Origin of the sequence: Siminovitchia jepli (assembly GCF_047228825.1) — a bacterium.
GTDB lineage: Bacteria > Bacillota > Bacilli > Bacillales > Bacillaceae_C > Siminovitchia.
This window is the reverse complement of the sequence record NZ_JBFEGN010000008.1, coordinates 53,628-71,700: the sequence shown is the minus strand read 5'-3', so window position 1 is coordinate 71,700 and position 18,073 is coordinate 53,628. Positions and strand designations below refer to the sequence as shown.

The 18,073-nt window shown below is 42.4% G+C and carries 15 protein-coding genes; 8 read left to right on the top strand and 7 right to left on the bottom strand.

The genetic code is table 11. The features are described from left to right. Positions 1–374 precede the first annotated feature (374 nt). A complete protein-coding gene (locus AB1L08_RS05885; protein WP_413063736.1) occupies positions 375–2,615 on the top strand; it encodes a M6 family metalloprotease domain-containing protein in 2,241 nt (746 codons plus the stop codon). A 243-nt stretch (positions 2,616–2,858) separates the two neighbouring features. Here the strand turns inward: AB1L08_RS05885 and AB1L08_RS05880 are convergent, their stop codons facing one another. From AB1L08_RS05880 to modA, 3 genes are read right to left on the bottom strand one after another with little or no spacing between them, the layout of a single operon-like run. After that, the gene (locus AB1L08_RS05880; protein WP_413063735.1) at positions 2,859–3,500 is read right to left on the bottom strand and encodes an ATP-binding cassette domain-containing protein; all 642 of its coding nucleotides are present in this window, start codon (positions 3,498–3,500) and stop codon (positions 2,859–2,861) included. Positions 3,501–3,513: 13 nt separating this feature from the next. Then, on the bottom strand, positions 3,514–4,188 hold the full coding sequence (modB, locus tag AB1L08_RS05875) for a molybdate ABC transporter permease subunit (protein ID WP_413063734.1): 675 nt from the start codon (positions 4,186–4,188) through the stop codon (positions 3,514–3,516). Between the two features lie 23 nt (positions 4,189–4,211). Next, on the bottom strand, positions 4,212–5,009 hold the full coding sequence (gene modA / locus AB1L08_RS05870) for a molybdate ABC transporter substrate-binding protein (protein ID WP_413063733.1): 798 nt from the start codon (positions 5,007–5,009) through the stop codon (positions 4,212–4,214). 123 nt (positions 5,010–5,132) lie between these two features. Between modA and AB1L08_RS05865 the strand changes: the two genes are divergently transcribed. The 7 genes from AB1L08_RS05865 (at position 5,133) to AB1L08_RS05835 (ending at position 14,143) form a co-directional block, all read left to right on the top strand. Next, on the top strand, positions 5,133–6,053 hold the full coding sequence (locus tag AB1L08_RS05865) for a substrate-binding domain-containing protein (protein WP_413063732.1): 921 nt from the start codon (positions 5,133–5,135) through the stop codon (positions 6,051–6,053). 819 nt (positions 6,054–6,872) lie between these two features. After that, positions 6,873–7,415, top strand: a complete 543-nt coding sequence (locus AB1L08_RS05860; protein ID WP_413063731.1) for a cupin domain-containing protein — start codon at positions 6,873–6,875, stop codon at positions 7,413–7,415. A 25-nt stretch (positions 7,416–7,440) separates the two neighbouring features. Beyond that, on the top strand, positions 7,441–9,483 hold the full coding sequence (locus AB1L08_RS05855) for a hydantoinase/oxoprolinase family protein (protein ID WP_413063730.1): 2,043 nt from the start codon (positions 7,441–7,443) through the stop codon (positions 9,481–9,483). Between the two features lie 3 nt (positions 9,484–9,486). Beyond that, on the top strand, positions 9,487–11,223 hold the full coding sequence (locus AB1L08_RS05850) for a hydantoinase B/oxoprolinase family protein (protein WP_413063729.1): 1,737 nt from the start codon (positions 9,487–9,489) through the stop codon (positions 11,221–11,223). A 10-nt stretch (positions 11,224–11,233) separates the two neighbouring features. Beyond that, the gene (locus tag AB1L08_RS05845) at positions 11,234–11,560 is read left to right on the top strand and encodes a cupin domain-containing protein (protein WP_413063728.1); all 327 of its coding nucleotides are present in this window, start codon (positions 11,234–11,236) and stop codon (positions 11,558–11,560) included. Positions 11,561–11,639: 79 nt separating this feature from the next. After that, positions 11,640–12,989: a purine-cytosine permease family protein gene (locus tag AB1L08_RS05840; RefSeq protein WP_413063727.1), complete on the top strand. Its 1,350-nt coding sequence runs from the start codon at positions 11,640–11,642 to the stop codon at positions 12,987–12,989. A 53-nt stretch (positions 12,990–13,042) separates the two neighbouring features. Next, positions 13,043–14,143, top strand: a complete 1,101-nt coding sequence (locus AB1L08_RS05835) for an aminopeptidase P family protein (protein ID WP_413063726.1) — start codon at positions 13,043–13,045, stop codon at positions 14,141–14,143. A 213-nt stretch (positions 14,144–14,356) separates the two neighbouring features. Here the strand turns inward: AB1L08_RS05835 and AB1L08_RS05830 are convergent, their stop codons facing one another. The 4 genes from AB1L08_RS05830 to AB1L08_RS05815 form a co-directional block, all read right to left on the bottom strand. After that, on the bottom strand, positions 14,357–15,592 hold the full coding sequence (locus AB1L08_RS05830) for an NAD(P)/FAD-dependent oxidoreductase (protein WP_413063725.1): 1,236 nt from the start codon (positions 15,590–15,592) through the stop codon (positions 14,357–14,359). Then, a complete protein-coding gene (locus tag AB1L08_RS05825) occupies positions 15,589–15,921 on the bottom strand; it encodes a (2Fe-2S)-binding protein (RefSeq protein WP_413063724.1) in 333 nt (110 codons plus the stop codon). The genes AB1L08_RS05830 and AB1L08_RS05825 overlap by 4 nt, the downstream gene beginning before the upstream one ends. After that, on the bottom strand, positions 15,914–16,189 hold the full coding sequence (locus tag AB1L08_RS05820; protein WP_413063723.1) for a (2Fe-2S)-binding protein: 276 nt from the start codon (positions 16,187–16,189) through the stop codon (positions 15,914–15,916). The genes AB1L08_RS05825 and AB1L08_RS05820 overlap by 8 nt, the downstream gene beginning before the upstream one ends. 67 nt (positions 16,190–16,256) lie before the next feature. Continuing rightward, a complete protein-coding gene (locus tag AB1L08_RS05815; protein WP_413063722.1) occupies positions 16,257–17,924 on the bottom strand; it encodes a sigma-54 interaction domain-containing protein in 1,668 nt (555 codons plus the stop codon). Positions 17,925–18,073: the final 149 nt, after the last annotated feature.

Sequence of the window (18,073 nt, the reverse complement as noted above, 5' to 3'; positions counted from 1 at the left end):
TATTAGGTATTAATACTCGAAAAGTGTATTTACAAACTTAATTCTAAAAAAAACGTAAAATCGATTGGCTGAGATGGGGCCTTTCTCATAATTTGTTAAAGGGAATTTTTTGTTTCCATTTTATGGAACAGTTATAAATGAAAAGCCTTATGCGCAATTATAAAATTGATAGGAAGATATTTTTATTGAATATGTTCACTTTATTTAGATGTTTATGAAGAAAATATTAACATTGAAAGAAATCTTCTTTTTTATGAGGATTAAGATCTATAAAAACAGATCATTACCTTCCGACTATTTATTTTATTCTGATATTTTGTAATTGTTGGAAATAAAGTTAGGTGTTATGCTTAAGAAAAAAGGAGGTTGTTGATATGAGGCGGATAAAAAGGTATTTTGCATTTTGGGGTATTTTTTTGCTTATAGCAGGATTCACTTCTCCTGTTTATGCGCAAGAATCAGGGCTGGACGCATTCCCTGAAGCAGTGGATCCCGAATCGTGGGTATTGCCGGAAAACATGACATGGGATGATTACCGGCCTGTCCCGGGGGTGGACTGGAACAATTCGGATATCAAACCCGAAAGAGTTCTGAAAGGAGCGTTAGTAGTAGTCGATTTTCCTGACCGCGAATTTATTTTAAGTTCAAAAGAGGGGAGTGAGCATAATGGCAACCCCATAAATGGAAATATTCCGAGGGAGGAGGTTCCAAAGTATTGGGAAGATTTTTTGAACAAGCCTCAGGAAATCAATAATTACCACACGATTAATGAATACTGGATGGAAAATTCCTTTGGCAAATGGTCTGTAGAAATTGATGCATTTGGTCCATACAGAATGGATCATAACGAGTTTGAATATGGCATGAATGAATATGGCCAACAGGAATTCTTGCCACCAGGATCGTCTCCCAAAAGCACATTTAGAACGGAAGCCATGAATAAAGCAAAAGCCGACCTGGAGGCTTCCGGAGAAGACTATGATTTCACGTTTATACTGCATGCCGGGTATGATGAATCGGGCGTTTGGCAGGAGTTCGGTGAAATGATGTTTTCCGGCCGTGAATCGGTAAGTGATGAATACGGCCCGCCGGCTGCATTTCCGAACATGCCTAATTGGGCTTCAACACGGTATGTTCCCTGGACATCTTGGGTTGCAGCAAAAGGAATCTGGTCTCATGCTGATATAAGAAATGGCATCTCTGTCCAGGGGGAAAATGATGGAATGGCAACCTTTGCACATGAGTTTGGCCATATTATGCAATTGTTGGATAACTACAATAATCCATATGGCGATCCTGTTTCCCGTACGTATTCGGGTCCGTGGGAATTGATGAGCCGCGGCAGCTTCAACGGTCCTGGCGGCCCTCACACAAGATGGATGGTTCAGCCAACTTTGGGTGGCTCTGCTCCATCACATCACATGCTGCGGAATAAGATTAAACAAGGCTTCTTGACTGAAGATCAATATTTGAACGTAAACCGCGATGAACTGGCGGAAACCGGACCGGTTTTTGCGGATATAGTAGCCCGTGCGGTGCCGACCGGTGAGAAGTTTGGACGAACTGGTCTGTATGGCATCAACATTGAAATGGAAGATTTGACGCCGCCAAACTCACTGCGGGATGACTGGCGTGCCGATATGCAGCGCGGGGCAAAGTGGTACAACAACTACACGGTTGAAGTGGTTGACCGCGTAGGATTTGACTCGTTTACGCCGGATTCAGGTGTACTTTTGGCCAAAACAAAGAACGCTGAATCTGCACCAAACATTTGGGTGGTCGATGCCCATCCGGAAGATATTGATCAAGTGGACTTTGTCCGGCCGGATGGTTCAGAAGCCATGTATTCAAAAGGAGACTATCGCCAGCTCGCAGATGCCCTATTTAAAGCCGGCACCGCCGATGGCGTTGTAAGCGAATACGTGGACAAGCACAACAAGCTCCACTTCTATATTTTGGACAAAAAGCCTGATGAAAAAGGTGTTCTTTCTTACCGGGTGGCGGTCCGCCATTTGGACGGAGCGGGAGACTTTAAGCGTGGCGTGGAAGCAGCGAAGGGCCATGCAGAAAAAGCGGCTCCCGGCAAAGTGGCCACATACCATTTCAGTGTAACAAACACCGGAGAGAATACGGACCTGTACCGTCTTAATGTAGAAACGGAAGCCGGATGGGAAACGATGCTCCAGCATAAAGTGATTGAAGTGGCAGCCGGGCAGACAGTGGAGGTACCGGTTTATGTGAAAATTCCGGAAGGAAAAGACCCGCAGACGGTGCTTTCTTTTACAGCTGCATCGGAAACAGATGAGAATCAAGCTGCAACGGTTACACGTGTGGCGGGAGCGGATGTCAGTGCAAGCAATATGGTCTCTTTGATCAAGCAATTTGAAGCGGATGGAGCGTTCGCCAACGAGGGGGCAGCCCGTGCTTTGAAAACCCATATGATCGCTGTTGAGCGTTTTGAAGTGCAGGGGGAAACTCAAAAAGTCCTCAAGCATATGGGCGGGTTCGAGGCTTTGCTGAATAACCAACAAAAGAATGGATTAATATCGGAAAAAGCCGGACAAGTCCTTAAGGTCTATACAGATGAGTTGGTTGATAGAGTTGGCAGCAAATAACTAAAATGCTGAAATCGGGGCAGGAAAAATTCCTGCCCTGATCTTTTTAACCAAACCGGCTGGTATGTGCGTCACCAAAGCGGCTGATATGTGCCCGGAATCAGAGGCTGCCATCAAAAAGGGTCACATACCCGGCTTATATATGTACAGGTGCTTGTATAAATAAGTCCTCTTCCTTTGATGAATTCCACTGTTGTAAGGAAAGTTATCTGCTTTTTTCCTTTATCTTTGTAGATATAATGATTAAGTTCTAACAAGTGATTGATGGCTCTCATCTACAATGCTTCCCTTTTCCAAATATAAAATCCGATTTCCCAACTTTTTCGCTTCCTCATGGTTATGGGTGACCAAGATAATGGGGATGCGCCAAAGTTCATGGATACGGATCAGCTCTTCATGGCTTTTTCTCCTTGTTTCATCATCGAGTGCTGAAAAAGGCTCATCCAAAAGCAGGGCGGCGGGTTCGGTGGCGATGGCTCTCACAATGGCGACGCGCTGTTTTTCTCCACCTGAAATTTCGGAAGGATATTTATCTGCCAGGTGTTCGATCCGAAGTTCCTTCATCAAGTCTTTGGCAAATGCTTCGTTCTTCATGCCGTACGCGATGTTTTTCCAGACGGTCATGTGTGGAAAAAGGGCGTAATCCTGGAACAAATATCCGATGTTCCGTCTTTGGATCGGAACGAGCGATTTGCCGTCAAAAAACTTCGTTTCGTTTAACCGAATAATCCCGGAATCGGGATGATTCAGTCCGGCGATGCAATTCAGGATGGTTGTTTTCCCGGAGCCGGAAGGTCCGAACAGGACGACAATTTCATTGGCTGCCGAGAATTGTATATTCAAGTCAAAATGGAAAAGCTTTTTTTGGATATCGACGGTGAGCACCTTCAACCCTCCATTAAGATTTCGAATGTTTCATCATGTTCCTTTTACTCCACCAGTTCAGCCATAAAATCGCACTGAATCCGAGAGCAACGATAATGATGACCCAAAATTTGGCCAGTTCCATATTTCCGGATTCCACCGCGAAGTAGATGGCGAGCGGAATCGTGTCGGTCACGTTCGGGATATAGCCGGCAATCATCAGCGTGGCGCCGAATTCGCCGAGTGCACGGGCAAAGGTCAGGACGGTCCCTGCCAGCAGCCCCGGCCAGGCAAGCGGGAAGGAGATTGTCCAGAATACTTTCCATTTTGAAGCACCCATTGTGTAGGCCGCATTTTCAACGTTCGGGTCATACTGTTGAAATGCGGCGGCGGCACTTTGGTACATCAACGGAAAAGAAACGACAACCGCGGCGATGAGAACTCCGTACCATGTGAAAACAATCTGGAAATCGAACCAGTCGAGCAGCAGTTTTCCAATAAACCCGTTTTTCCCGAATACATATAGAAGCCCAAAACCGACAACGGTCGGGGGAAGCACGAGCGGCAGCAAAATGATGGCTTCCACCACGCTTTTCCCATTAAAAGAGTTGCGCCCGATAAGCCTGGCCAGAACAACCCCAGTGATAAAGACGATGACCGTGGCGATGGCGGCCGTTTTAAATGATAGTAAAAGCGGAGAGTAGTTCATGGATTCATCATACCTTACAGCAATTATTTCTTAAACCCGTATTTTTCCAAAATGTTTTGTGCCTCTTCAGTCTCCAGGAATGTTAGGAACTCTTTGGCTTCTTTTTCATGCTTTGTTTTAGCCAGGACGGCGCCCGGGTAGATGATCGGCTCGTGAAGCGACTCGTCGACGGTCGCTAAAATGTTGATTTTATCGGAAGTTACCGCATCACTCTCATAGACAAATCCGATGTCGGCATTTCCGGTTTCCACATACGTCAACACTTGGCGTACGTCTTTCGCCATTACGAGTTTTTTCTCTTTTTCCAGCTCATCCCATTTATTCAAGTTATGTAGTATTTCTTTGGTATATTTTCCTGCCGGAACGCTTTCAGGATTGCCAATGGCGATTTGATCAACATCTGCAACAGAGATTTCATCGGGTGATTTATAATGGATTTTGGAGTCAGCGCTTGTGATCAATACAATTTTATTGCCCGTGACATTTTTCCTTGTTGATGTTTTGACAAGGCCATCTTCCTCCAATGTGTCCATCCATTCTTGGTTGGCAGAAATAAAAATATCCACGGGAGCTCCTTGTTGAATTTGCTGCGCCAATGTACCAGAGCCGCCCAAGTTGAAAGTTAAATCTACTGAATGGTCTTTTTCATAAATTTCTTTCATTTCTTCCAGGGCATCTGTCAGGCTGACTGCTGCGGAAACAGTCAACGGTATTTTCTTCTCGGTCTTTTCTTTTTCCACATTGTTGCTTGCTTTATTGCTGCTGCATCCTGCAAATAGCAACGAAGCGATCAGCAACATGAATATTCCAAACTTTTTCATCTACATCCCCCTAAAAATATATCTATTTATATTTATTTATAATTAATTATATCTAATTATATTTAGCTTGAACATATAAGTAAATGATAAAATAGAATTATTACGTATATTGAGGTGTTTTTTATGGCACACAATGAATTTTTTACAACGGAAGAAATTGCGAAAGCTTTAAAAGTCTCCAAATTGACGGTCTATGATTTGATCAAAAAAGGGGAACTGAAGGCTTTCCGGGTGGGAAGGCAAATGCGGGTGGATGCAAAAGAGCTGGAGGATTATAAATTACGGGGACAGGAAGTGAAATCTTTACAGAGAGAAGAATTGGAAAATCAAGGTAATGGAACAACTCGTCAAATCGTGATCAGCGGGCAGGACAGCAGCCTCGATATTTTGGCAAGGCAGATAGAATTAAAAACAAACAAATTCCGTCCGCTGCGTTCTTATGCGGGCAGCCTCGACAGCTTGATTGCCATGTATTTGGGAGAAGCGGACATTGTAAGTACGCATTTGCTCGACGGCGATACCCTTCAATATAATATTCCCTACATAAGAAAGCTGCTTGTCAGCCAATCTTTTATTGTTATTCACTTGCTTGGCCGCAGGGCCGGGCTGTTTGTTGCAAAGGGGAACCCTTACCAAATACGCGATTGGAAGGACTTGGCCAAGACCGGCTTAAAGCTGATCAATCGCGAAAAGGGAGCCGGAGCCCGCGTGCTGCTCGACGAACAGCTGCGGCTTAATGGGATTTCTAAAAACCAAATAAATGGATATGAAGAAATTCAAACCAGCCATTTCGGTGTGGCGAGCAGCATTGCAAATGGAAAATCCGATGTCGGCGTCGGCATTGAACAGGCGGCCAAAGTTGCGAATATTGATTTTATCCCCTTGGTCACGGAAAGCTACGATCTTGTCATCTTAAAAACAATTGACAATGAAAAACTGATCAGCGACGTGCTTTCGATTTTACAAAATCATTCGTTTCAAGAAGAATTGCAATCTCTTGGCTACGATGTGTCAAGGACTGGTGAAGTTGTATATGAGCAATAAATAATTCTATTTTAGTTTGTATTTTTGAAATTTGACTAGACATTTATTTTATGAATTGAAAATCGGCTTTTTTTAAAGGCAAAAAAAAAAACACTGAAACGATTGGAACGTAGTGCCTTTATAAACTTATGAATCTTTGCATATTAACTCTACAGAAGAAAATTTTATGGTACAACAAAACGGATCAAGTGCGGTGTTTTTGTTTATTGTCAGTACACATAAATTATTTGGGGGGTCAGATCATCTTAGTCACTGAGGCAATATTTATGACCCGTTCCTCTATTAAGAGGAACGGGTCATCATTGTTTTATATATTTTTTATGAGTCCTTATTACTACACCTAATTCGATCTTAAATGGATGGACGTTTAGTCTGCGAACCCAAGAGCCCTCATTAAATTTGGTTGGTTTATAGGAAATTCCTCAGGCTATCGCCTTTTCTTTTTTTTGGGGGTTCTTTGTACCAGCTGTTTCTCCTCTCTACGTCTGTAACCTATCGAGTCACGCCGTACCTTTTCCTCTGATATTAGAGATTTTTCATACTCCGAAAAAGGGTCCTCAAATAAGCAATATTTCCGGTATGGTAAATAACTCAAATCTTTCAAATCAGATGAACGAAGTTCAGAGGCTCTTAATGCATTAACGAAAGCTATCTTTATAAAGAAAATGCGGTATTTGTTTTATTATAAATAATATTTAAATTCCCCCCCCTCTTTTTTTCTTTTAATTTTTCTGAAAAAACCATTGCATTTTGAACAAATTATGATATTATGAAATTCATTATAGTAATACTATAAATCAAGAAGGAGGTTTGCATTGTTTGGAGGAAATTGGAATTAAGGTAAAGGAACTTAGATTAAGTAAAGCGATGACATTAAAAGAACTGAGCGCTAAATCAGACCTTTCGGTAGGATTTCTTTCACAAGTGGAAAGGGGAGCCTCATCATTGGCAATTACTTCATTAAAAAAGATTGCTGATGCACTTGGGGTCAAAATGACATATTTTTTCGAGGATGAACATGTCCATAATTATGCTGTGAAACACGAAGATCAAAAGATAATTGGGATCAAGGGTTCGGAAACTCAGTATATAAGGTTAAGTGGTGACTTTATCGATAGACAATTAGAGTGTATGAGGGTAACCCTAGGGCCAAATTATGTAGGAAAAGAGTTGTTTAGCCATACCGGTGAAGAATTTTATTATATTTTGGAAGGCGCTATCAAATTCAAGGTGGCCGGAAAAGAATATTTCCTAAATGCTGGTGAGTCTATTCATTTTCCATCAGAAAAACCGCATCAATGGGAAAACCCTCTGGACAGACATTCAACGCTATTAAGTGTCATAACACCTGTAATTTTTTAGTAACTATAGAGAGGATGAGGTCATTATGCGTGTTGCTACAGATATTGGAGGAACTTTTACTGACTTGGTTTATATTAACGAAGAAGGAGAATTCGGAGTAGCAAAAAGTCATACAACACCTCCAAATTTTGATGAAGGAGTAATTGATGTTATAAGGAAAAGTGAGTTAAATCAAGAAGCAATTTCAACATTTATTCATGGAACTACACTAATCATCAATGCATTGACAGAAAAAAAAGGGGTAAAAACCGGACTTATTACAACAAAGGGATTCAGAGACGTACTGGAAATAGCTAGAGGAAACAGACCAGATCTGTTCAATACTCGGTATAAAAAGCCTAAACCTTTCGTAGAAAGGGCTCTTAGAAGGGAAGTAGAAGAAAGGCTTAATTATAAGGGAGAAGTAATAACTCCTCTTAACAAAGATGATATTGTTCGGGCTGTCAAGTATTTTCAAAAAGAAAATGTGGAAGCGATTGCAGTTGCATATTTGCATTCTTATGTAAACCCAATTCATGAAAAAGAAACAGTATCTTTGATTAGGGAACTGTGGCAAGAAGTTTCTGTTATTGCTTCTTATGAAACTACTAAGGAATGGAGAGAATATGAAAGAACCAATACGACCATACTAAATGCATACGTACAACCCATTGCAGCAAGTTACATAAACCGTCTGGAAAATAAATTAAAAGAAAATCAAACACAGAGTCAGAACTATATTATGCAATCAAACGGCGGTACATCAACCTTTGACAAGGCAAAAAAGCTTCCTATCAGTATGGTGGAATCAGGGCCTGTTGCCGGAATATTTGGAGCCGCAGTTCTCGGGGAATTAATAGGTGAAAAAAATATTATTGCGTTTGACATAGGAGGAACAACTGCAAAATGCTCCCTGATTGAAAATGGAGAAGTTAAAGTTTCAACTGATTACTTCATTGAAAGAAATTCTGTCAATGCTGGTTATCCTATAAAAACTCCTGTCGTCGATATAGTCGAAATTGGGAATGGTGGTGGATCCATTGCATGGATAGATGATGCTGGTGCATTAAAAGTCGGACCAAAATCAGCTGGTGCATTACCAGGCCCTGTTGCATATGGACAAGGAGGAACAGATCCCACAACTACTGACGCAAATTTATATATTGGAAGACTATCTGCAAGGAATTTCGATTATCCGGTAGACATGAAAAAGGTCAAACAAGCAATTGAAGAAAGAATAGCTAATCATTTTAATATGAGTGTTGAGGAGGCTGCCCTAGGGATTATACGTATTGCAAATTCGAATATGCTAAATGCCCTTAAACTAATTTCTATTAGAAAAGGTTATAATCCAAGAGAATTTACATTGGTAGCTTTTGGAGGGGGAGGATCCATGCATGCTCCTGCCTTGGCTAAAGAACTTGGAGTAAAAAATGTAGTCATCCCATTGGCATCTCCAGTTTTCTCCGCTTGGGGAATGCTAATGACCGATCTTCGGCAGGATTACATTCAAACTTACATTAATTTATTGGATGATATTGACCTAGAAGAAATATCGAGGAAATGGGAGGCAATTGAAACCAATGCCATGGCAGAATTTAAGGCTCAAGGTGTAGACCAAAGTAATATAGTTTTTGCTAGATATGTTGACATGCGGTATGTAGGACAGGAGCACACTGTTAAAGTACCGGTCCCTTCTGGCCGTTGGGATCAAAAAGACATTACTAAGATTGTCAATAAATTCCATGAATTACACGAGAAAAATTACACTTTTAAACTATTAGATACGAAAACAGAAATAGTAAGTCTGCATTTAACCGCATTTGGTAAGGTAGAGAAGCCCAAGTTAAAGAAGGTTGAAGTAAATGGAAATGTAGATGATGCGTTAAAAGAAATTAGACCTGTCTTTTATGAAGAGAAAGGGTGGATAGACACAAAAGTTTATAATCGTTCTAATTTACCAACCAATAATTTGGTTGCAGGTCCTGCCATCGTAGAAGAAAAGTCAGCTGTTACAGTAATATATGAAGATCAAAGTCTTTATGCCGACTCATATGGAAATCTCATAATAAATACGGGGGTGCAGTAATCTATGGTTAATGCAAGTCAAAAAATAACAGACCCTTTTACATTAGAAATCGTTAAAGACTCCTTATTGGCCACGGGTGATGAAATGTTTTATGCGCTTGCCCGCACAGCTATGAGCCCAATTATTTATGAAGTACTAGATTATGCCAGCGGATTAACGGATTCCAAGGGTCAGCTTTTGACACAAGGAAATGGTGTAACGGGCTTTATTGGAATGCTGTCATTTATGGTAAAAGAAACTATCCAAAAATTTGGGGAAGAAGGGAATTTAAAGCCTGGAGATATCATCATTATTAATGATCCATACAGGGGTGGTGGTTCACATCTGTCGGATGTTGGTCTGGTCATGCCAATTTTCCATAACGGTAAGTTAATGGCTTTTTCCGCAAACAAAGCTCACTGGACGGATGTAGGCGGAAAAGATCCCGGCTCATTTACAAACGATGCAAATGAAATATTTCAGGAAGGCCTGCAGTTTCCATGTGTAAAACTGTTTAATGAAGGAAAAGTGAATCAGGGAATAGTCGACATGATTGAAGCTAATGTTCGGTTTCGGGAATCAATCGGTGATATGTGGGCCCAGGTTGCCGCTTTAAGAACTGGGGAGAGACGGGTTAAGGAGTTATGCGAAAAGTACGGGAGTAAAGTCATTCAGGCGGCAATAGATTATTTGTTGGATCACGGTGAGGTTTTGGCGCGAAAAGAACTTGCCAATCTCCCAAAAGGGACTTTTATGGCTGAAGATATCATCGAAACGGATGGAAAAGGAAACGGGCCTTTTCCTATAAAAGTCAAGGTAACTATCACGGATGATCAATTCATTTGTGATTTTCGGGGAAGCCATCCACAGGTCCAGGGAACAGTCAATTGTTCTTATACTGGATTGGTCTCAGCCGTTCGTGCTATTTTTCTTGCAATAACAAACCCGTCACAGGATGTAAATGACGGCGTTTTTAGACCATTGAAAGTAATTGTTGATCCACAATCAATTATGTCTGCAGAACGGCCTGTTCCGGTTTCCAATTATTTTGAAACCATGCTTGGAAGCTTGGATTTGATTTGGAGGGCATTGGCTCCTTATTTGCCGGAACGGCTGTCTGCCGGTCACCACTTGTCTGTTTGCTCTGTAACTTTAACAGGTAAACACCCTGATACAAATGCGCCTTTCCTTATTGTTGAGCCATCTGTTGGAGGTTGGGGGGCTGCTGAAGGACAGGATGGGGCACCCGGACAATTTTGCATAGCGGACGGTGAAACATACAATGTTCCTGTTGAAGTAGCCGAAACCCGTTATGGAATTATAGTGGATGAATATAGTTTACGATCCGACGGGGCAGGTTCCGGCAAGTATGTCGGCGGTTCCGGCGTGATTCGCTCATACAGGGCGTTGACAGACGGACAATTTGCAACCATTACCTTTGGACGTAATCTGACAAAGCCTTGGGGAATGAAAGGCGGTCAAGATGGTTCAAACAACCAGTTTTATGTTGAAAAAGCGAATGGTGAAATTGACGGCCCTTTTGGAGTTTATCCCCGTTATCCTTTAAACAAGGGAGACGTCATAAAACTGATTACCGGTACGGGTGGAGGCTATGGAGATCCGCTTCAACGACCTGCCGACCAAGTTTACCGGGATGTTAAAGGAGAATATTTAACTGTAGAACAAGCCCGGAATATATATGGTGTAGAAGTTGACCTTGAAAATCAAAGTTTCAAAGAATTAGGTATTAGAAAGAAATAGGGTGAAATAAGTGGAAATTGTAGATAGGAAGTTGGATAACCATCTAAAGGGGACTATTCTAGAAACATTTTTTCATAGAAAAGAGAGTCATGCTGAAATTCAATTTGGATTTGTAACCATTCCTCCAGGTGAAAGAGTTCCCCTAGAAGGCATGTCTTTGCATTTAGAGGATGAGTATTCTTTTATTATTAAGGGCGCGATAGAAGGGCAAAGCGGCGGCAAGCCCTTTCAGGTTAAGGCTGGCCAAGCAACTTTGATACCTGCCAATGAGGCACATTGGGCACTAAATAATTCAGATGAACCATGTGAAATAGTCTGGTGTTTGATCAAGGAGTAATGAGCATACAAGGGACAGATAAATATCATCTCAATAATTGGAGTATCTGTCCCTTCTGAATATAAAAGGGGGATTTAACATGAATGATCAAACAAAAGGGAGTATGATGAAAGACGAAGCCTTGTCGGCTATACCTGAAAGCGCCCGGCAGCATTGGCTGACCCCGGCAATGATATTTGGAGGCCTTGAGTTTACGATACCAGTATTAATGATAGGGGCAGCTTTGGCGGGTAGCTTTGGACTTGGAAAGATTTTCTGGATATTAGTAATAGGCCTGGTGATAATCCAATGGGCAGGAAACTTTTTACAGGGATATATCGGGGCTAAAACTGGACGGTCTTCCTCGGTCATTGCCCGTACAAGCTTTGGATCCACTCAAGCACGCTTGATAGTTGGCATGACGATTTTTATTGTTTCAATGGGCTGGTGGGCTCTACAGACTGCAGTTGCCGGCAATGCCATTTCGGTCATGCTCGGAATTGATTACGAAACACAATGGGGCGCTTGGGCGTTGGTCACTATAGTTTGTGGCTTTTTATTTGCAATACCGTCAATTATTGGATATAGCTCCATGAAATGGACGGATTATTTTGCAGTTCCAGCGGGATTGTTATTGATTGGGTTTGGAATTTACTTCGCTTTGAGAAATACAGGTTGGGAGACAATTTCTTCTTGGAACCCCGAACCTACAATGACATTGCTGGCTGGAATTTCCTTAGTAATCGGTGCAAATGTATCTCAATGGGTAATCTCTTCAGACTATACACGTTATGCCAAGCCGACTATAAAAGACAATTTCTTAATCCCTTTGGGTATTGTAGCAGTTGGTTTTCCGCTGTTTTATGTAGGGGCAGTGATGTCCGTTGGTGTAGGAGAAGCTGACATTGTAGTCGTCATGCAGAATCTCGGCTTTCCATTTTGGGGATTTTTTATATTGTGGTTTGCAACATGGACCAGCCAATTAGTCAATAATTATAGCATGGGGCTTGCGCTTTCCAACATTATGAATATCAATTCCGGAAAAGGGCGTGCAATCCTGACACTCATTGGGACAATTATCGCAACAATTATTGCACTCTTGGGAATTCTCGATTACTTTACAGACTTTTTGTTAATGACCGCTTTAATTTATCCGGCCATAGCGGGCGTCATGATGACGGATTTCTTTTTTATCAGAAATCAAAAATGGAAAGATATCGACGGCTGGAATTGGATGGCTACCATAGCAATGGTTGCAGGTACGGCAATTGGATATGTGACCCAGTATGTCAAGCCAATGGGTTTGCCTGCTGTCCAGTCCTTAATTTTATCAGGTATTGTCTACTATATTGCAATGAAGATAAAAGCATCTTTGGCACCTGATAAATTCACTGAATTTTCTACCCGTACAAGGGATCAATTTGAGCATCCAACAGAAATAGGCAAATAAGATTTTGTTATTAAGATACTACCATAATGAAGGTCTAAGGGAGTGGTTCACTTATGGAATATACGAAAAGGATCGAATATCTCAAAACCTATTTGGAGAAAGAAAACATAGATATGGCTCTCATAATTTCTCCCAAAAGTGTGTTTTACTATACTGGGTTTGACTCTAATCCTCATGAGAGATTCATGGCTTTAGCGATAGATTTAATCAATAAAAAAGAATATTTATTTGTTCCATCCCTTGACAAAGAGGCTGCAAAGCAACAATCTTCAGTGCAGGAAATCATCTCCGTTTCCGATGGGATGAATCCATATGAAAAACTGAAAGATACAGTGGGAAGCCAAATTAGCCGGGTTGGTTTGGAAACCCAGACGGCATCCATTTATCAGCTTGAACAATTAAATCGCTGTTTTCCGGGATTTCAATACAAAAATATAGGCGCTGTTATTTCTGATCAAAGAATGAGGAAATCAAAAGAAGAGTCCAAGAAGGTTAAACGGGCTGTCGAAGTGATTGAGCAGGTATTAAGAGAGGGGATTGAAAACTTTAAGATAGGTATGACAGAGATGGAATTGACCGCCGAGTTTGAATACTTAATGAAAAAATTTGGAGCAGAGGGCCCCTCTTTTTCAACGACGGTTCTGTCAGGAGAAAAATCTGCATTGCCTCATGGGTCTCCCGGAAACCGCAAAATAATCCACGGTGATTTCCTGCTGATTGATATGGGTGTGGTGTTGGATGGATATTGTTCAGATATTACCCGAACTTTTATGATTGGTGAAGAAAACCAAAAACAAAAAGAAATCTACGAAACAGTTCAAGAAGCAGTCAAGCAGGCGGTTGGAACAGCCAAGGCGAGAATCCCGTTGGGGGATGTTGATTCAGCTGCCAGACGTGTCATTTCGGAAGCAGGATTTGGGAAATATTTTAATCACCGCGTTGGGCACGGGCTTGGAATTGAAGCACATGAAGAGCCATCTATCCATGAAAATAATCAAGGGTTAATTGAAAGTGGATTGCTGTTTACGATAGAACCTGGAATTTATATTTCGAATTTAGGAGGGGTTCGTATCGAGGAAAATGTTTATATCGATGAAAATGGAGAAGCGGAGGTTTTGACTACATTTCCAACTGAATTAATACGTTTGGGATAAAATACCCCATTATCATTAAAAAATCAGGACCTTTTCGTCCTGATTTTTTTATCCGGTTTTTCGGGTTTTTGTTTTTTCTGTAGAGACCTGTTTCCACAACTCTTCTAGTTTGTTTCTTCCATCTTGAATGTCCAGGTGGAATTGAAAGGAGATTGACTACCTGATTTCTTTTACATGCTGAACTGCTTTTTCCAGCAGGACCTCCCAATAGCTTTATACTATCTTACTTTTTGCTGTATTTTCGGTCGTAATCTCTTTCCAAGCATTTTTCATGGTGTCTCTTCCACTTTCGATGTCCGGAAAAAATTGAATGGCAGCTTCCTGTCTGGTGTCCCGCACATATCGCACTGCCTCTTTTAATTTTCGATCAATCTTTGCAGATGATGTTGCAGCATACTTAGCAATTGAGAGCCCAGCCGTCGTTCCTTGCGCCATGGCAATTTTTCCGCTCTCGATCCCTGTAATGTTGCCTGCCACAAACAGGCCTTCAATCGGTGTTTCCATCGTTTCTGAATGAACAGGGACATGCCCTCCCAATTCCGGGATGTACCGAAACGGACAGCCGGCGACAGCGGCGAGTTCAGCAAGGGGATATAAGCCGCCGGCAATGCAAACGAAATCCGCTTCATATTCTGTCTCGGAATTTGACACGATATTTCCCCGGGAATCGATGTTGACAGTCCGGACTCCTTCCACTTTTGTTTTTCCGACGATTTCAACAGCCGCCTTCCGGAGTTGGAGCGGTGTACCGTTTATTTTCATACCTTTTTTTGGATAAAATTGGAGAGCTAACTGGCGGAAACAGCCCATTTTCATGAAGCGGCTTCCGAGCCGCAAAAACCGGGACGGAGCCAAATGGGAGGCGTGGAGAAGAGACTTTATGACGTCTTCTGGTACGCCGGCTGTTTTGCTGAGTGCATTTTTTTCCGGAAGCACCATCCGGTCTACATGAATACCGGCCAACTGCAGCTCGTTCAAGATGGCAAAGGACAATATGTTTGCTCCAATGATAATGCCCTTTTTACCCACCTGAACCCGGTGGACATTGGTCATTACTTGGGCGGCTCCAATGGACATTACACCCGGCAATGTCCAACCGGGAATGGGGATTGGAAATTCGGCTGCCCCGGTTGCAATTAAGACAAAAGGGGCTTGAAACGTTTCGGAATCTGTGTATACTTTCCAAAGGCCGCTCTTTTTTTCCAAGTCAAAGACAGAGACGCCGCAGCGAATATCGACGGACCATTGCTTTGCCCTTTCATGCAGCCGTTTCGCTTCTTCGATTCCGTTCCACCATTGACCGGGCTGTTCTTCGTGAAGCTGGCCGAGAAGCCGGCCTCCCGGTTTCATAAATTCATCGATAACAGTTACATGAAGGCCGTGTTCAGCACAGGCAATGGCTCCTGCAAGTCCGGCGGGCCCGGCGCCAATCACAATGACATCGCTCATTTTTTTGCCACCATCCCTTTGATAATATTGGGATACTGTTTTCCACTCTCAACGACCATATCTTTTTCCACAACGGTCAGGCAGACGCGCTGATTTTTCTTTCCGTTGACGGTGACACGGCATTCCATGCAATGGCCAATATTACAGTAAAAGCCGCGCGGCGTTCCACTCTCTTCATGGACGCGCAATTCGCGGATACCGTTGGCCAAAAGGGCGGCAGCGACCGTTTCATCTTCGTAAGCGGTGTATGTTTTTCCGTCAAATTGAAAAGAAATGCTTTTTCTATGATTCAGATTTCCCAAAATGGGATGATCGAGGATTCTAGTCATCAAGATCACCTGCCGTTCCAAAAGTGACCGGCCGGACAGGCGGTTGATATTTCAACGGAATGTCTGAAACAGAGATGCCGGGCATCACATCTTCAATAATCCGGTCAAGTGCTGCCCTGCACGTGCGGCCTCCGCAGAACCCCATTCCCGCCCGTGTTCTGAGCTTTAATTCCCTTGCACTGCATGTATATTTTTCAACAGTTGTTTGAATTTGTCCGAAAGTGACTTCTTCACATCGGCAAATAACCAAGTGCTTGTTGCGATCCATATGTTTGCCTCCTTTTGATGTCTATGCCAATTTATAATGCAAAAACTGTACCAGCAAAGGAGGCGGCTCAGTCAAGACCAAGGCGCTTCAGCCGGTTATACAGGGTGGCCCTTGTGATGCCAAGCTGTTTGGCGCACTCTGCTTTGTTTCCGTCTGCAATTTTTAAGGCACGCTCCAGTACTTTTCTTTCATGGTTTTCCATTTCGGTCTGGAGCGGCAAAATGGTTTCATCCTGTTCTTGATCCTCCAATTTGGGAGGCTGGGGAGCCGTGGCATGAGAGGAGTAATCCGAATTGAAAGGCAAATATTCTTTTTTGATTACGCCATCCGTCGCAAACACAACGAGCCGCTCAATGACATTGCGCAGTTCCCGAATGTTCCCTGGCCAATCGTATTGCAGCAGGGCATGCATCACTTCCGGGGAAAATTTTTGGATCGGACGATCGTAGCGAATCGACAATTCTTTTAAAAAATGATTTGTCAGTTCAATAATATCTTCTTTCCTTTCACGCAGAGGAGGGATTTGGATACTGACAACATTTAGTCGGTAAAACAAATCATCGCGAAAATTTCCAACTTTCACAAGTTCCAATAAATTTTGGTTTGTTGCGGCAATGATGCGGAAATCAATATCTATTTCCTTTTCCCCGCCAATCCGGTAAAATTTTTGCTCCTGCAATACCCGCAACAGCTTGACTTGCATGTCGAGCGGCATATCTCCCACTTCATCCAGGAATAACGTACCCCCATTGGCCAGTTCAATTTTCCCCTTTTTTCCTTTCTGGCTCGCGCCTGAAAAGGCCCCGCGCTCATAGCCGAACATTTCGCTTTCAAACAGTGAATCCGGTATGGCTCCGCAGTTAACCGAAATAAACGGGGCATTTTCTTTTTCACTTGCCTCATGAATTGCTTTGGCGAACACTTCTTTCCCGACGCCGCTTTCTCCCAAAATCAATACGGTTGACTTGACAGCACAGACTTTTCGCGCCAAATCCACCGTTTTCTGAAGGAGACTGCTTTTTCCTTTGATGGTGCTGAACGGATCGATCGTTTTTCTGTATTTGGCGACCTCCTGCTCAAGGCGGTGCACTTCAGAGGACATGTTAAACAATTTTTCGTTCAATACTACTTGGCTTGTGACGTCTGTTTCCGACACGACGGCCCCAATAATTTGCTCTTCGTAATATACGGGATTGGAATTAATCAGTACAAATAAGTCGGAACGGGGATGGTGCTGTTTGTTTTTAATGCTTTTCCCTTTCTCAAGAGACTGCAAGATTTCCAGTTTATCAGGTTCAAAGAATTCGGTAATCGGCCGTCCGAGAATCTCTTCTTCCTTAATGGAAAAAATCTCCTCCGCTCCCTTTGTCCATGTTTTTACACGACCTTCGGCATCAATGGCCGTTACAGAAGAGTCGGACGTATTAATGACCGTTTCGTAAAAGGCTTTCAAATGTTGAAACGAAGTGTAAAGGAATTGAATCATATGAGCTGCAGTAATATAGCCGGCCGGCCTGTTCTTCGCATCAAGGACCACTGTAACGAAAGTTTCTTTGAAGGAATTTGCCAAGGTCACGAAAGCGTCGTCCTCGTATACCGTTTCGCATGGCCACTCTTTTTCAATTGGGTTTTTTCGGTAGAAAAATTGGCCGTTTCTTTCCAATATATAGTCCATGTCGGAGTTTTGCCTATTCGTGTGCAGCACTTCCCGGATTGTTGGAAGCAAAAGATCCATGTTTCCACTCCTTTATATAAATAATTTTACAGTGTAAAAATTATTATACACTAATATGTTCAAGTTTTTAAAATTTTTCTGAAAGTATTGTTGATGCTTTGATTGGGCGGGCGGAACGATCTGGCACGGTATTTGCAACTCATAAAGGC

Coding starts and splice junctions, on each gene's coding strand:
- AB1L08_RS05885 (WP_413063736.1), top strand. CDS start 375: ATGAGGCGGATAAAAAGGTATTTTGCATTTTGGGGTATTTTTTTGCTT.
- AB1L08_RS05830 (WP_413063725.1), bottom strand. CDS start 15,592: ATGAGCGATGTCATTGTGATTGGCGCCGGGCCCGCCGGACTTGCAGGA.
- AB1L08_RS05820 (WP_413063723.1), bottom strand. CDS start 16,189: ATGGATCGCAACAAGCACTTGGTTATTTGCCGATGTGAAGAAGTCACT.
- AB1L08_RS05840 (WP_413063727.1), top strand. CDS start 11,640: ATGAATGATCAAACAAAAGGGAGTATGATGAAAGACGAAGCCTTGTCG.
- AB1L08_RS05825 (WP_413063724.1), bottom strand. CDS start 15,921: ATGACTAGAATCCTCGATCATCCCATTTTGGGAAATCTGAATCATAGA.
- AB1L08_RS05865 (WP_413063732.1), top strand. CDS start 5,133: ATGGCACACAATGAATTTTTTACAACGGAAGAAATTGCGAAAGCTTTA.
- modB (WP_413063734.1), bottom strand. CDS start 4,188: ATGAACTACTCTCCGCTTTTACTATCATTTAAAACGGCCGCCATCGCC.
- AB1L08_RS05835 (WP_413063726.1), top strand. CDS start 13,043: ATGGAATATACGAAAAGGATCGAATATCTCAAAACCTATTTGGAGAAA.
- modA (WP_413063733.1), bottom strand. CDS start 5,009: ATGAAAAAGTTTGGAATATTCATGTTGCTGATCGCTTCGTTGCTATTT.
- AB1L08_RS05850 (WP_413063729.1), top strand. CDS start 9,487: ATGGTTAATGCAAGTCAAAAAATAACAGACCCTTTTACATTAGAAATC.
- AB1L08_RS05815 (WP_413063722.1), bottom strand. CDS start 17,924: ATGGATCTTTTGCTTCCAACAATCCGGGAAGTGCTGCACACGAATAGG.
- AB1L08_RS05855 (WP_413063730.1), top strand. CDS start 7,441: ATGCGTGTTGCTACAGATATTGGAGGAACTTTTACTGACTTGGTTTAT.